The sequence below is a fragment of the Streptomyces luteosporeus genome (genome assembly GCF_039532865.1).
Classification (GTDB): domain Bacteria; phylum Actinomycetota; class Actinomycetes; order Streptomycetales; family Streptomycetaceae; genus Streptomyces; species Streptomyces luteosporeus.
Map to the genome: position 1 here is coordinate 40,551 of NZ_BAAASL010000005.1, position 13,769 is coordinate 54,319.

The following is a 13,769-nucleotide window of genomic DNA, read 5'->3' on the forward strand; positions in this document are numbered from 1 at the left end:
GTGGTGGCGGAGGGGCGACCTCCGGTGTCCGTGACGCTACGGGCCCGGCGATAGGCGGGACTTGACCCTGGGTGACCGGTGATGTTCCGACGCCGCACGGTCGTCCGGGACGGGACAGGACAGGACAGGACGGGGGTACGCGAAGGCCCCCGCTGCCGTAGCCGGCGGCGGGGGCCCCGGTGAAGTCGTTCGTCAGAGCACGAAGCAAGGGTCGAAGACGGCCGAAGGCGGGGTCTCGGGGGCGAAGCCGCGGGCGACGCGCCACTGACGGTGCTGTTCGGACGCGGCGACGGCCTCCGCGAGCAGGTCGGCCTGGCGGGCACCGGTGCTGCTGGGCAGGGGGGTGGCCTGGTAACCGCCGAAGTGGGCCACGGGGCTCCACGCGGGCGCGATCGGCGGGAGGGCCTCGTCCAGGCCCTCGTACTCGGCGGCGGCATAGACGATGCGTCCGCCGACGACGGTGAGCACCGATTCGATGTGCGGGATGTCCTCCTCCGGCACCGACAGGTAGTCGTGGCTCAGGACGGTCAGGTCGCCGAGGTACCCCTCCTTGAGGATGCCCTTGACGTTCTCCTCGCCCGTCAGGCGGGCGCCCGCGTGGGTGTACAGGGCGAGCGCCCGCTCACGGGTCAGCAGCCGGTCCGGCGGGTAGAGCGTCAGGTCGCCCACGGTGCGGCCGGTCACCAGCCAGTGCAGGGCGACCCACGGGTTGTAGGAGGAGACGCGGGTGGCGTCGGTGCCGGCCGCGACGTGGATGCCGCGGGCCAGCATCTCCTTGATCGGCGGCGTACGGGCCGCGGCCTCGGCCCCGTACCGTTCGGCGAACACGCTGCCCTGGAAGGACATGCGGTTCTGCACGCTGATGCCGCCGCCCAGGGCGGCGATACGGTCCAGGCTGTGCGGCGTGGCCGTCTCCGCGTGGTCGAAGAACCAGCGGTTGCCGGCCGGGAAGAGCCCGTCGGCCGCCAGCTTCTCGAAGACGGCCAGGTCACGGCGGATCGTCTCGTCGTACGTGGCGTGGATCCGAAACCCCCAGCCGTTCTCCGTCAGCAGCCGGACCGCCTGCTCGAACTCCCCCTCGTAGCCGGCCGCGAGCTCGGGCCGGGGTTCCGCGAAGTTCTCGAAGTCGGCGGCCGCCCAGGTCAGGTTCTCCCCGGCGCCGTTGAGGCGCAGCCATTCGTCGCCCTCGTCCGGCCGGACGGTCTCGATCCACCGCTCGAGGTCGGCCAGTTCCTGCCCGGCGGTCTGCGGGAAGAGGTGGTAGGCGATGCGCAGGGAGAGCTCGCCCGTGCGGGCCAGGTCGATGACCGTGGCGTAGTTGTCGGGGAAGTTCTGGAAGCCGCCGGCCGCGTCGACGGCGGAGGTGAGACCGAAGCGGTTCAGCTCCCGCAGGAAGTGGCGGGTGGAGACGCGCCGGCCGGCCTCGTCGAGGGCGGGGGCGGCGGCCAGCGTGGAGTAGAGGATCAGTGCGCTGGGGGCGGCGAGCAGGACGCCGTTGGGGTCGCCGTTGCGGTCGCGGACGATCTGGCCGCCCCGGGGGTCGGGGGTGTCGCGCGTCATGCCCGCGGCGCGGACGGCGGCACGGTTGAGGATCGCGGACTGGTACAGGTGCAGGACGAAGACGGGGGTGTCCGGGGCGGCGGCGGTGAGCTCGGCCGGTGTCGGGAGGCGGCGCTCGGTGAACTGGTCGGCCGTCCAGCCGCCCACGACCCGTATCCACTGCCCCTTGGGAGTGCGGCCCGCCTGTTCCCGGAGCATGGCCAGCGCCTGCCGGAGCGTGGGAACACCGTCCCAGCGCAGTTCGAGGACGTAGTTGAGGCCGCCGCGGATGACGTGCAGATGGGAGTCGTTCAGACCGGGAACGGCCCGCCGGCCCAGCGCGTCCACGACCCTCGTCCGGGTGCCGACGTGCTGCGCGATGTCCCGGTCGTCACCGAGCGCCGTGATCCGGCCGTCGCGCACGGCGACGGCACTCGCCGCGGGGCGGCCGGGATCTCCGGTGAAGATCTTCGCGTTGCGCACGACGAGGTCGGCGCTGTCCGGGGCGTTGTGATCGGGTACGGGGGTGATACCGCTGACCGGCATCGTCGTCATGTTCTGGCCTTTCGGGGGGACGGGAGGGGTCGGGAAGGGCTCGGGAAGGAGTCGGGGAGGGCGGAAGGGTCAGAGCGTGCGTCGTACGCCCGCCTGCCGTTCGAGGTCCCTCAGCTGCGTCCGCAGGTCGCCCTGAACCGCTGCGTGCGCGTGCCCGCTGCGCCCGACGGGCAGGACCTCTTCGCCCCGCATGTCCTCCAGCAGCAGCGCGAAGGCCGTGTACATCGCCATGGCGGCCAGGAGCAGGCCCAGTGCCCCCGAGGCCCTGCCCAGCCAGGGCGCGCCGCTGAAGTTGTGGGCGGCGGCGACGGCGAAGCGGGGCACGGCGATGCACAGCACCAGCCACAGAGCGCGTTTGCGCGCGGCCACGGCGGCCGTCATCAGCGCGAAGACGGTGAACATCACGTTGAGCACCCCCAGTACCCGGGTGCCGCCGGGCGGGTCCAGCGCGAGGACCAGTGCGTTGGCGAGCCACATGCCGGAGAAGCAGGCCATGAGGGAGGCGGCCAGCACGTCGCCGGCACCGAAGGCCAGGACGGCCACGAGCAGTTGGAGGACGAAGGCGGGCAGCACGGTGAGGGCGACGGCGCGCTGCGCCCCGGCCTCGAAGAGGCCGAGCTGCAGACAGCCGACGACGGCGGAGGCCATCGCCACGGCGTAGAAGCCCAGCGGCATCGGGGAGGCGATGGGCCGCAGATTGATCCTCGTCATACGCCGCAGGTCGGGCTCGAAGTACCGGCCCGGCCGGCAGGCTGCCTGCAGGTCCGCGTCCGGGCCGGGGGCCGGTCCCGGGCCCGTCGTACCGCTGCTCTCCGGGCCGGCGCCGCTGCCGCTGGTGGTCATGTGGGGGTGTCTCCTCGGGCCGCGTGGAGTCCGTCCCGTCGCGCGCGAGGCCCGGGGCAGGCGGAGCCGTGCCCGCCGCGGCCGGCTCACGGGCACCCGCTGGACGCTAGGCCGGGTCCGGGGCGCCGGGCTGCCGTCGCGTGCACACGTTCTTGTCCACGGGCGCACGACCCGGGCGCACGACTGCCGTGGCTCAGCGGTCAGTCAAGTGACCTAACAGGCGGCTGTGCGGCACCCGCACGCTGGTCGGGTACCCCGACCGGGAAGAGAGCGAGGAGCCCCATGCGGACGTATTCCGGAGACGGCCGGCCGGCCGACCGGCACCGGGGGTTCGAGCGGGCCCTGGGCGCCGCGGTGCACGTCAAGGCACGGCGCGAGCACGGTTTTGACGGCGCGTTCGACGTCCATCACCTGGGCTATCTGCGCGTGCTGTCGCTGGAGACGGGGCCCGTGCGTCTGAGCCGGACGCCCGGGCTCGTCGCCCGCTCGCCCGCCGACGGGATCGCCGTCGCCCTCCAGCAGGCCGGGACCGCGGCCCTGACGCAGGACGGGCGCGGCACGGCGCTGCTGCCGGGAGAGCTGTCGGTGATCGATCTGCGGCGGCCGTTCTGCCTGGAACAGAAGCAGCGTGGCCGCCTGTGCGTCTTCCGGCTTCCCGCGCGGGTCGTGGACGTGCCCCCGGCGCGGTTGCGGACGGTGGCCGGGCGCGCCTTCGCGCCGCGGGAGGGGGTGACGGCGCTGCTGGTTCCCTTCCTGGAACGTCTCGCGGTCCGGGCGGCGCACATCGCACCGTCCGTGGGCGATGCGCTCTCCGGCAACGTCGCCGACCTCCTGGCGGCACTGGTGGACGAGCATGCGGAGGACGACGACGACCGGCCGGGCACGGCGCGTGATCACCTGCTGCCCGCCGTACGCCGCTTCATCGACAACCATCTCGGCGACCCCGGCCTCACCCCGGAGTCGATCGCCCGGGCTCACCGCATATCCGTGCGCTATCTCCACCGGCTCTTCGAGGGCGAGGAGGTGACCGTCGCGCGGCTGATCCAGCGGCGCCGGCTGGAGGAGTGCGGCAGGGAACTGGCCCGGGCCGCGCCCGGGCCGGGTTCTCCGACCGTCTCGGCGGTGGCCCTGCGCTGGGGGTTCCCCAGCCAGGCCCACTTCAGCCGCGTCTTCAAAGCGGTGTACGGGAGGTCCCCGCGGGAGTGGCGCGCGAGGGAGCCGAGGGAGCCGGGGCCGCTCTCCGCAGCCGTGCCGCTGCGGCGTTCTCCGTCTCCATGACGGGCGCCGTGGTGTGCGCGTCACGCCAGGCGGTGGGTGTCGTGCCGTAGGCCGCGCGGAAGATCCTGCTGAAGTGCGCGGGGTTGGCGACCCCCCAGCGCTTCGCCACCGCCCCCACGGCGGGCCGGGACCGGCCGGGACGGGTGCGGGCGAGTTCCCTGCGGCATTCGTCGAGCCGCCGCCGCTGGATCCAGCGGACGACCGTGGTGCCTTCGGCCGCGAACACCTTGTGCAGGAAGCGGGTCGAGATGTGGTGGTGGGCGGCGATGCTCTCGGGGGTGAGGTCGCGGTCCCACAAGTGCTCGTTCGCGTACGCCCGCAGACGAGACGCCAGGACGTGCCGCTCCCGTCCGCCCGGGGGTGCGGCGGGGGCATCGGCCGGCCCCGCCTCCCGTACGAGGGTTCTGAGCAGTTCGACGACGACGGCGGCAAGGTGCTCCGCCGGACGCGGCGAGAGGGCCGGCCCCGTGGTGGCGAGGTGCGTCAGCAAGGGGCCCACCAGGGCCGCCACGTCGCCGCGGGTGTGCGGGTGGAGGCGGCACAGGCGCTCGGTGTCCGCCCGGGACAGGCCCAGCACCCGACGCGGCACGTCGACGAGGTGCAGTGCGAAGTCCTCCGCCTCGTGGAAGGCGAGCGGCACGGCGGTGTCGAGGACGACGAGGTCGTGCGGGCCGCAGGCGAGGACCTCGCCGCGCTGGACGAAGGTCGCGGTTCCGTGTCCGTGGACGGCGACGACGAGGGAACCGGCGGTGTCCTCGGGCAGGGCGTCGGCGCTTCCCCGCACCGGCGGGGCGACCAAGGCCGCACCACCGCCGGGGCGGGTCCCGTGACCGTACGGATCCGCAGAGCACCGACGGTGTGTGCGCCGGCACGGCGGACCGGCTCGGCTCCCTGGCCCGTGGGGGTCCCGGTTCGCCGGCGGGCGGGGGCCGCAGCGAGCGGGCGGTGGCGTGGTGCGCCGCCGCCTCGTACGGGCACGGTGGCGGTCGTGGCCGCGGAGCTCATGGCTCTCCCTTGTGTCGTCGGGCCCTGCTGCCGTCCGGCCCTGCTGTCGTCGGGCTTCGAGCCTGCGGCCGTGGCGCCCTCGGGAGGTAGGTCATGTGACTGGCCAATCTCCCTTCGTAATCGGTCATGTGTCTGCCGGCCGGGCCATTTGATGATCTTGGAAGGGGCGCAGGCGGATATTCTGAGCCGCACGCCGGACCACGGTGTGCCCCGGCACGTCGAAATGGGGACAGGGAGCAACCGTGGCGTCCGTAGCCGATGGCGGAATCCTCGTGGGGCGGCAGCGGGAGTTGTCGCTGCTGAGCCGTGCGCTGGACGATGCGCGCCACGGGGCGGGAGGCTCGGCGACGCTGCTGCGCGGCGAGGCGGGCATCGGCAAGACGGCCCTGCTGGAGTGGACGGAGGCACGGGCGCGGGAGGCCGGGTTCGCCGTTCTGCGAGCGGTCGGCGCGGAGGCCGAGACGGAACTCGCGTTCGGCGCGCTGCATCAGGTGCTCTGTCCGCTGCTGCGGCGTTCCGAGGTGCTGCCGCGAGGCCGGAGGGAGGCGCTGGAAAGCGCGCTGGGGCTGCGGGAGGGACTGCCCCCGAACGGCTTCGCCGTGGGTGCGTCCGCCCTGGCGCTGCTCGCCGACGCGGCGAGCCGGCAGCCCCTGCTGCTCCTGATCGACGACCTGCACTGGGTCGACTCGTCGAGCGCGACCGTGTTCGCGTTCCTCCACCGGCGGATCTCGGAACTGCCGCTCGTCATCGTCAGCGCGTGCCGCCCCGACGGCGCCGCCGCGGAGGGATGGCCGACGCAGCCGGTGGAGGTCGGTGCCCTGGACCCCGCGGACGCGAGCGCCCTGCTGGAACAGCGGCACCCGGAGCTGGCGGCCACCACCGCCGACCGCGTGCTGCACGAGGCCGCGGGCAATCCGCTGGCGCTCGTGGAGCTGCCCCGGCAGCTGCACGACGACCACGTCAGGGGCATCGTCCCCCTCCCGGAGCGCCTGCCGCTCGGACAGCGGCTGGAGCGGCTGTTCGCCGGCCGGTTGCGGTCCCTGTCCGCCCCGGCCGCCCGCACCCTGCTGCTGACCGCCCTCGGCGGCTGGTCGCCGGCCGCCGACACCGGAGCCTGGCTGCACGAGGTCGCCGGGGGCGCCGCGGAGACGGTGCTCGACGAGATCGAGGCGAGCGGGCTGGCGCGGCTGGACACCTCCGGGAGACTGGCGTTCCGGCATCCGCTGGTACGCAGCGCGGTGATCTCCACCGCCGCCGGGCCGGCGCGGCGCGAGGCCCACCGGATCCTCGCGTCGGGCCTGGGGGCGGACGACCCCCGCAGGCTGGTCCACGAGTCGTCCGCGGCCTTCGTGCCGGACGAGGACCTCGCCGCCCGGCTCCAGGAAGCGGGCCGGCGCATCGCGCGGCGCGGCGGTGACGCCGAGGGGGCGCTGTTGCTGGACCGGGCGGCGGCCCTGAGCACCGACCCCGCCTCCCGTGCCCGCCGGCTGACCTGGGCCGCCGTCATGGCCGCCCGGAGCGGCCGGGTGCGCTACACCGCGAAGCTGGTGGAGGAACTGCGACGGGTGTCCGTGCCGTCCGACATCGCTCCGCTGTTCTCCTACGCCGTGGTGTATGTCGACCAGAGCCACCGGGTCGACTTCGCCTCGTCGGTCGCCCTGCTGCCCGGGGTGCTGGAGGCTCTCGCCGCACCGGGTGCGGAGACCTTCGGCGGGCTGGCCGAACAGGTCTTCTTCAAACTGCTGCTGGCCGCCACCTACACCGACGACCCCCGGGCCTGGCACGCGCTGGAGCATCACCTGGAGAAGCACCCGGAGAACGTGTCCCCGCTGGCCCGGCTGTGCCACCGTGCCTGGTCCGATCCGGCCCGCACCGCCCACGGCGTGGCTGCGGAACTGCGCGCCCTGGCCGAGGGGATGAGCGAGGAGCAGGAGGCCGGGGGCGCCTGGCTGCTGCTGTGGACCGCTTCGGCGGCCGACCTCGCCGACGGGGACATGTGGCGGCGCTTCACCGGACAGCATTCCTACGCCACCCAGGGATCGATCGCGAAGGCGCGCTGCTACCAGGACTTCCTGCGGGGCCGCTGGGACGCGGCGGACGACTGCCTGCAGGAGGCGGAGGCCGCCGAGGAACTCGGCTACCACTGCAACGCGCTGCTGTTCCGGCTCTACTACGCCCACTTCGCCGCCGGACGCGGCGACGAGGAGGCACTGCGGGAGAGCGAACGGCAGATCAAACCGGTGGCGCTGCGCGCCGGCATGCGGTTCGTCACCGACCACCTCACCCACCTGCGCGCACTCGCCGCCTTGGCGCACGGCCGCTACGAGGACGCGTACTGCGACCTGTCGTCGCTCACGCCCCCGGGCGTCCTGCCGCGCGGCCTGCCCTGGTTCCACCTGCCGTTCTTCGACCTCGTGGACGCCGCCGTGCACACCGGACGGCGGCAGGAGGCCCGGGCGCACCTGGCCGCGGGGCGTGCGGTGCGGATGGCGGAGATCTCCGCCCACCACGCCTTCCTGCTCGCCGCGGCCACCGCCCTTGCCGCGCCCGACGAGGAGGCGGACGCCCGCTACCGGGACGCCTACGCCGTACCCGGCGCCGAGCAGTGGGTCTTCGAACTCGCCCGGCTCCGGCTGGCCCACGGCGCGTGGCTGCGCCGCCACCACCGCTCCGAGGCCCACGACGTCCTGCGCGAGGCGCACCGGGCGTTCCGCGGGCTGGGGGCGCGACCGTGGGAGGAGTCCTGTGCACAGGAACTGCGCGCGGCCGGCCACCGGGTGGGGACGGCCGCGGACGGCCACGCGCTGCTGACCGGGCAGGAGCTGCGCATCGCCGAACTCGCCGCCACGGGCCTGACGAACAAGGAGATAGCCAAGCAGCTGGGCCTGTCGCCGCGCACCGTGGCGGCGCACCTGTACAAGATCTTCCCCAAGCTCGGCATCACCTCGCGCGCAGCGCTGGCCCGGGCCTTGCGGCGCGACTGAGCGCACCGGGGCGCCCCGGAGCGGTCGAGGGCGTGCATCCGGCAAGACTGCTCAGCGGAGTACCACTGCGGAAACCAACCCCACTTATGCGCTATCGCTGAGAACTGGCCACGGGTTCCGAGTCGACAAACACGTGCGTCCAGGAAGTCGACACCCCTGGCATTAAGGAGCACGAGTTGCCCGTTGTCAGGCGCTTAAGGTGATGATGAGCGGGGCCAATTCTCCGGAATGGGTCATCCGTCTACTCGCGCTCATTCACCTCGACGCCTCGATGGTTGGGGCCGATCAGCCTACGGGCGACGCGCGGCGCCCCGCCCCGCTTCGAACTGAGATGTGTATCGGCGCCCTCGGAGTGGTCGTCGTGGCCACTTTGCAGGAGCGAGTGCCCGAGCAGCTGCTGGGCCAGGCGACGAGCCTCGTCGTGCTGTCCACGGTGGCACTGACCCCGTTCTCCTATGCGCTTGCCGCGCCCTGCGTCGACCGTGCCGACCGCCGGGCCCAGCAAAGGGGCTTTTTGAAACAACGCCCGTTTTCCCCATATTAGGGACGGATGTTGCCGCAGGACAACCCGGCCGCGGCCTGCGTACCACCGACAGAAGAGCCGCATGCCGCCGCTTCCTGAATTGGCGTCAACTGCTCGTGGTGTCCTAGAATTTAGGCACCCAACAGCACAGAGGAGAGGCGCCGTCCATGGGCACCAAATTCATCGAGGTGGACGAGACCCACAAGGGTCAGCCGGGCGTGGAGGAAGGGGTGAAGACGATCGAGGTCGGCGGTCAGACGATCACAACGCCGATTTTCGTCCAGCGCATCGACTTCGACGACCTCGCCCCCGAGGTGACCGAAGATCTGACCACGGTCAAGTTCGCCGTGACGGTGACGGAGGAAATGGAGGACTTTACCGGGGAGATGCACGAGGACGGTTCCCCGGTGACGGAAATCAAGGAAATCCAGGTGCCCAAATGGCTCGAAGTCGACCTGGGCGTTGAATCCCTGAAGCAGTACGAGGAGGCAATGGCCCCCTTCCTCGCCGCTGCCCGCGAGACCGAGGCCCCGACGGTCCCCGCCCCCCGCAAGCGCCGCAAGAAGTGAACTCGGGCCCCTCTCCTGCCGCCAGGAGAGGGGCTTCATCGTCGGCGGCACCGTCCAGGAATGTCAGTGGGTGCCGCTATAACCGTCTTCATGACACTGCACTGGAAACTCGTCATCGACAGTACCCACGCACCGGCCCTCGCCGACTTCTGGGCCCAGGCACTGGGGTACGTGGTGGAGGACCCGAGTGAGCTCGTTGAGCAGCTCCTGGCCGCCGGGCGGATCGGGGAGGAGTCCGTGGTCGAGCACCACGGGCGCAAGACCTTCCGCGGGTTCGCCGGGATCCGGCACCCTGACGATCCGTACGACGAGGCGAGCGGGGTGGGGCGAGGGCGGCGGCTGCTGTTCCAGGAGGTCGGTGAGGCCAAGGCCGGCAAGAACCGGCTGCACATCGACGTCCACAGCGAGCCCGGCGGGCTCGACGCGCTCGTCGAGCGTCTGGAGGGGCTGGGCGCGACGCGTGTGCGGGAGGTGAACAAGGGCCCTGCCGGCCACTGGTGGGTCATGCAGGACCCCGAAGGCAACGAGTTCTGCGCCGCGTAGTGGCCGGCCGGCGTGGTCCTTACTTCCCGAAGGCCGCCGCTGCCAGGCGCAGGCCGACCGCCGGGGCGCTCTGGGTGTTGGCGGAGGACGTGCCCAAGGCGTAGACGGCTCGGCGGTTGAGGTCGCGGGTGGCGAAGACGCCGCTGCGGTAGCCGGGTTCGCTGCCGGTCTTGCCCCAAACGGTCGAGCCGTCGGGGAGGGTGAAGGACATCAGGCCGACGCTGAAGCAGGCGGTGCCCTTGGTGGGGCCGGTGTTGCAGTTGAGGTTGTTGGCGTACGGCAGGGGCTTGCCGTCGAGGCCCTTGGGCACCGTGAAGAGTTCGGCGGCCTGGGCCGGGCGCAGGAGGCTGCCGTCGAACAGGCCGGTGATGAAGCGGTCGAGGTCGCCGGTGGTGGAGGTCATGCTGGCGGGCAGGCCGCCCTGCACGTTGACGTCGACGAGCTCGCCGTTGCTCCGGGGCATGTAGCCGGGGAGGTAGGGGCGGGGTACGGGGGTGGCGCGGCCGGGCACCGCGGCCTTGGTCTCGCGCATCTTCAGGGGCTTGAGGATGCGCTTGCCCACCTCGTACTGGTACGGGTGCCCGGTGATCTGCTCGATCAGCTTGCCGGCGATGCGGTAGCCGAAGGAGTTGTACTCCTGCCGGGTGCCGGGGCGAAAGCGCGGGCCGGGGGCGGGGCGGCCCTCGGGGCGGAGGGTCTGCTGGATGATCTGGTCCCAGGTGAGGTAGTCGAGGCGCTCGTCGATGTCCTGGTCCGGTGTGGAGGCGGGGGCGCCCTCGAAGTCCTGGGGAAGGCCGCTGGTGTGGTTGAGCAGTTGCCGTACGGTGATGGGCTCCTTGAAGCGGTCCTCCGGCAGCAGGCCGGGCAGGTAGTGCTGCACGCTCTCGTCGAGGTCGACCCGGCCCTCGGCGGACAGCTGGAGGAGGATCACCGCCTCCATGGGCTTGCTGATGCTGCCGATCCGGAAGTGGGCGCCGGTGCTGATGTGCTTGCCGGTGACCAGGTCCCCGGAGGTGCCCCGCCAGGTCTGCGCGCCCTTGTGCACCTCGGCGACGGCGGCCGCGGCGCCGTCGGTGGGGCGCAGGCCGATGGCCTCGTTCAGCGCGGCGCGGTCCAGACCTCCGGACGCGCCCGTCGCCGCCTGCGCGGGGGCCATGGTGAGCACGACGGCAGCGGTGGCGGCCGTGGCGGCGGCCAGGGACAGGGCCGATGAGCGACGCATGCGGGACTCCGTTTTTCCTCGTTCTTCGCTTGCGACGTCCACTCTTCCGGCGGTGATCCTCCCGCACGCCCGGGATCACCCTGACCCGCCCCCGACGCAGCCCTGATCCCGCGGTCGAGGAAATCCCTGACGCGGCCGGTGGCCATTGCGCCCAACAGGCCCCACCCGTCAGTGTGTTCGCATGACCCACGACCGTCTCCGCCGCAGGATGCCGAGGCCGGCGGACGTGGCCGCGCTGCTGCGCCCGCGCCCCCTGGAACTCGACGGCACCCGGCGCCGGCTCGCCGCCGCGGCGACCGTGGCGGATCTGCGCCGAGCCGCCCGCCGCCGCGTACCGAGGGCCGTCTTCGACTACGTCGACGGGGGCGCCGGCGACGAGTTGTCGCTCGCCCGCAACCGTGCCGCTTTCGCGCGCATCGAATTCCGGCCGCGCGTGCTGCGCGACGTCTCCGCCGTGGACACCTCCGCCGCGGTGCTCGGCAGCCCCTCCGCCCTGCCGCTGGTGCTCGCGCCGACCGGGTTCACGCGGATGATGCACCACGAGGGTGAGGTGGCCGTGGCCCGGGCGGCGGGCCGCGCCGGCATCCCGTACGCGCTGTCGACCCTCGGTACGACGTCGGCGGCGGAGCTGGCCGCGGCGGCTCCCGGCACCCGCCGGTGGTTCCAGCTGTACTTGTGGCGCGACCGGGACCGCAGCGAGGAACTCGTCCGGCGCGCCGCGGACGCGGGGTACGAGGCGCTCGTCCTGACGGTCGACGCGCCGGTGGCGGGGGCGCGGCTGCGCGACGTGCGCAACGGGATGACGCTGCCGCCCGCCCTCACCGCCCGTACGTTCGTCGACGGCGCGCTGCGCCCGGGCTGGTGGCTGAACCTGCTCACCACCGCCCCGCTGGAGTTCGCGTCCTTGCGGCAGTGGGGCGGTACCGTCGCGGAGCTCGCCGACCAGATGTTCGATCCGGCGGCCTCGCTCGCCGATCTCGCGCAAGTGCGCGCCCTGTGGCCGGGCAAGCTGGTGGTCAAGGGCGTGCAGAGCGCGGAGGACGCCCTGTCGGTCGTCGAGGCCGGCGCGGACGCGGTCGTGGTGAGCAACCACGGCGGCCGCCAGCTCGACCGGGCCCCGGTGCCGCTGGAGGAACTGCCCGCGGTGGCCGAGGCGATCGGCAGCCGGGCCGAGGTGTACGTCGACGGGGGCGTGCGCTCGGGGGCGGACGCCGTGGCCGCGGTGTGCCTGGGCGCGACCGCCGTACTGGTGGGACGGGCGTACCTGTACGGGCTGATGGCGGGCGGCGGGGCCGGCGTGCGGCGGGCCCTGGACATCCTGGGCGCCGAGGTGCGGCAGACGATGCAGCTCCTCGGCGCGACGTCCGTCAAGGACCTGACACCGGAACGCGTACGCCTGCGGCCCTCGGGCCGGTGACCTCGGAAGCGTCTGCTGTCAGCCGGGCGGACGCCACCGCGTGGCAGGCCCCGAATCCGTCGGCGCGGGTGACGACGCGCCCGGCTTCGATGCGGATCGCCGTCTCGGTGTCGTCGTCCACGGCCGGCACCCCCGCGGCCGCGGCGAGGGCGCCGGTGGAGTCGCACACGACGCGCAGGGCCGGCCAGGCCGCCCGGGGGAAGGCGCTGCGCAGGCAGCCGCACAACTCGGCGACGACGAGCCGGGCGAGGGGCATGAGTTCGCCGGGGTCGCCGGTGACGACGACCACCGTGACGGGAGTGCCGGGCGGTGCGGCGCGGACGGCCTCCTCGGCCGCGGAGAGCCGGTGCAGACCGAGGACGGCGACGATGCCGTCCTCGTGCAGGGGCGCGGGCGCGGCCCGTACGGCGTCGACGGCCGCGGGCGGCTCCCAGGGCCGGTCCTCGGCACGGGCGGGCGGGTGCACGGGCGGGGGCGCCCACCAGTCGTTGAGTTCGAGCCCGCACAGCCGCTCGGCCGCGCTGACCATGTCGAAGGGCTGCACGAATCCGGGCGCGGCGGCGGCGAGTTGCCGGGCTCCGTGCAGGGAGGTCAGCACGGTCTCGGCGAGCCGGACGAGCCGGCCGGGGGGCGCGCCCTCAGGCGACCGGGGCGGCCGCAGGTGTTCGAGGGCGAGCGCGAGGAGGAGCGCATCGAGCTTCATCAGCTCGACGAACGACTGTGCGAGCCGGGTGTCGGTGAGGATTTCGGGCAGCGCGTCGACGTCGATGCGGGCCTCGCCGTACTGCGGGGGGACGCCCCCGGGCGCACAGCCGGCGTCGGCGAAGCCGGTGCCGGGCAGCCGGGCGACCCAGGTGCGCGCGAGGGCGCCGAGCGCCTCGCGGGCCGTGCTGCCGACCGCCTCGGTGACCGGCGGGGCGGGCGCGCGTTCGGCGCGCTCGGCCAGAACGGTGAAGTACAGGGCTCGTTTGCCGGGGAAGTTGGAGTAGACGGCGCCGCGGGTGAGCTCGGCGCGCTCGGCGACGGCGTCGATCCTGGCGGCCCGGAAGCCCTTCTCGGCGAACTCCTCACGGGCGGCGGCCAGCACCCTGGCACGCGTGCGCTCCTGCGTCTGCGCCCTGTTGAGCCGAGCCATTGTCCTCCTCGTACCGGGCCCCCACAGGGCGGCCGTCAAATTACCCTAGCATCGGGATGACGGGAACATCTGGATGGCAGGGGCAGCTGTTAAAGTCACGCAAGAGCGCGCGGGGTTCCCAGGCGGGGCCGCGGCGCACCGGAGGGGACGGGTCGA

Annotated in this window: 11 protein-coding genes; 6 read left to right on the forward strand and 5 right to left on the reverse strand. The window is 73.2% G+C overall.

Going from position 1 to position 13,769, the window contains the following annotated elements:
- Positions 1 to 192: 192 nt before the first annotated feature.
- Complete coding sequence (locus ABD361_RS07505; RefSeq protein WP_344434024.1) at positions 193 to 2,094, reverse strand: amidohydrolase; 1,902 nt, start codon at positions 2,092 to 2,094, stop codon at positions 193 to 195.
- Positions 2,095 to 2,163: 69 nt separating this feature from the next.
- Positions 2,164 to 2,937 carry a GPR1/FUN34/YaaH family transporter gene (locus ABD361_RS07510; protein ID WP_344434025.1) on the reverse strand — a complete coding sequence of 258 codons (774 nt, stop codon included), beginning with the start codon at positions 2,935 to 2,937 and terminating at the stop codon, positions 2,164 to 2,166.
- A 282-nt stretch (positions 2,938 to 3,219) separates the two neighbouring features.
- Between ABD361_RS07510 and ABD361_RS07515 the strand changes: the two genes are divergently transcribed.
- Positions 3,220 to 4,215, forward strand: coding sequence for a helix-turn-helix domain-containing protein (locus tag ABD361_RS07515; protein ID WP_344434026.1), 996 nt, complete (start codon positions 3,220 to 3,222; stop codon positions 4,213 to 4,215).
- On the opposite strand, the gene ABD361_RS07520 is transcribed toward ABD361_RS07515, so the two are convergent.
- Positions 4,109 to 5,014: a helix-turn-helix domain-containing protein gene (locus tag ABD361_RS07520; RefSeq protein WP_344434027.1), complete on the reverse strand. Its 906-nt coding sequence runs from the start codon at positions 5,012 to 5,014 to the stop codon at positions 4,109 to 4,111. The two genes, ABD361_RS07515 and ABD361_RS07520, sit on opposite strands and share 107 nt — an antisense overlap.
- Before the next feature lie 448 nt (positions 5,015 to 5,462).
- On the opposite strand from ABD361_RS07520, the gene ABD361_RS07525 reads away from it, so the two are divergent.
- From ABD361_RS07525 to ABD361_RS07540, 4 genes are all read left to right on the forward strand, one after another.
- Positions 5,463 to 8,204: an ATP-binding protein gene (locus ABD361_RS07525; protein ID WP_344434028.1), complete on the forward strand. Its 2,742-nt coding sequence runs from the start codon at positions 5,463 to 5,465 to the stop codon at positions 8,202 to 8,204.
- Positions 8,205 to 8,586: 382 nt separating this feature from the next.
- On the forward strand, positions 8,587 to 8,748 hold the full coding sequence (locus tag ABD361_RS07530) for a hypothetical protein (protein WP_344434029.1): 162 nt from the start codon (positions 8,587 to 8,589) through the stop codon (positions 8,746 to 8,748).
- A gap of 146 nt (positions 8,749 to 8,894) precedes the next feature.
- A complete protein-coding gene (locus tag ABD361_RS07535) occupies positions 8,895 to 9,296 on the forward strand; it encodes a hypothetical protein (RefSeq protein ID WP_344434030.1) in 402 nt (133 codons plus the stop codon).
- 90 nt (positions 9,297 to 9,386) lie between these two features.
- A complete protein-coding gene (locus ABD361_RS07540) occupies positions 9,387 to 9,839 on the forward strand; it encodes a VOC family protein (protein ID WP_344434031.1) in 453 nt (150 codons plus the stop codon).
- A 19-nt stretch (positions 9,840 to 9,858) separates the two neighbouring features.
- Here the strand turns inward: ABD361_RS07540 and ABD361_RS07545 are convergent, their stop codons facing one another.
- Positions 9,859 to 11,061, reverse strand: coding sequence for a serine hydrolase domain-containing protein (locus ABD361_RS07545; protein WP_344434032.1), 1,203 nt, complete (start codon positions 11,059 to 11,061; stop codon positions 9,859 to 9,861).
- Between the two features lie 181 nt (positions 11,062 to 11,242).
- On the opposite strand from ABD361_RS07545, the gene ABD361_RS07550 reads away from it, so the two are divergent.
- Positions 11,243 to 12,478: an alpha-hydroxy acid oxidase gene (locus tag ABD361_RS07550; protein ID WP_344434033.1), complete on the forward strand. Its 1,236-nt coding sequence runs from the start codon at positions 11,243 to 11,245 to the stop codon at positions 12,476 to 12,478.
- Here ABD361_RS07550 and ABD361_RS07555 read toward each other — a convergent pair.
- Positions 12,429 to 13,613, reverse strand: coding sequence for a TetR/AcrR family transcriptional regulator (locus tag ABD361_RS07555; RefSeq protein WP_344434034.1), 1,185 nt, complete (start codon positions 13,611 to 13,613; stop codon positions 12,429 to 12,431). The two genes, ABD361_RS07550 and ABD361_RS07555, sit on opposite strands and share 50 nt — an antisense overlap.
- Positions 13,614 to 13,769: the final 156 nt, after the last annotated feature.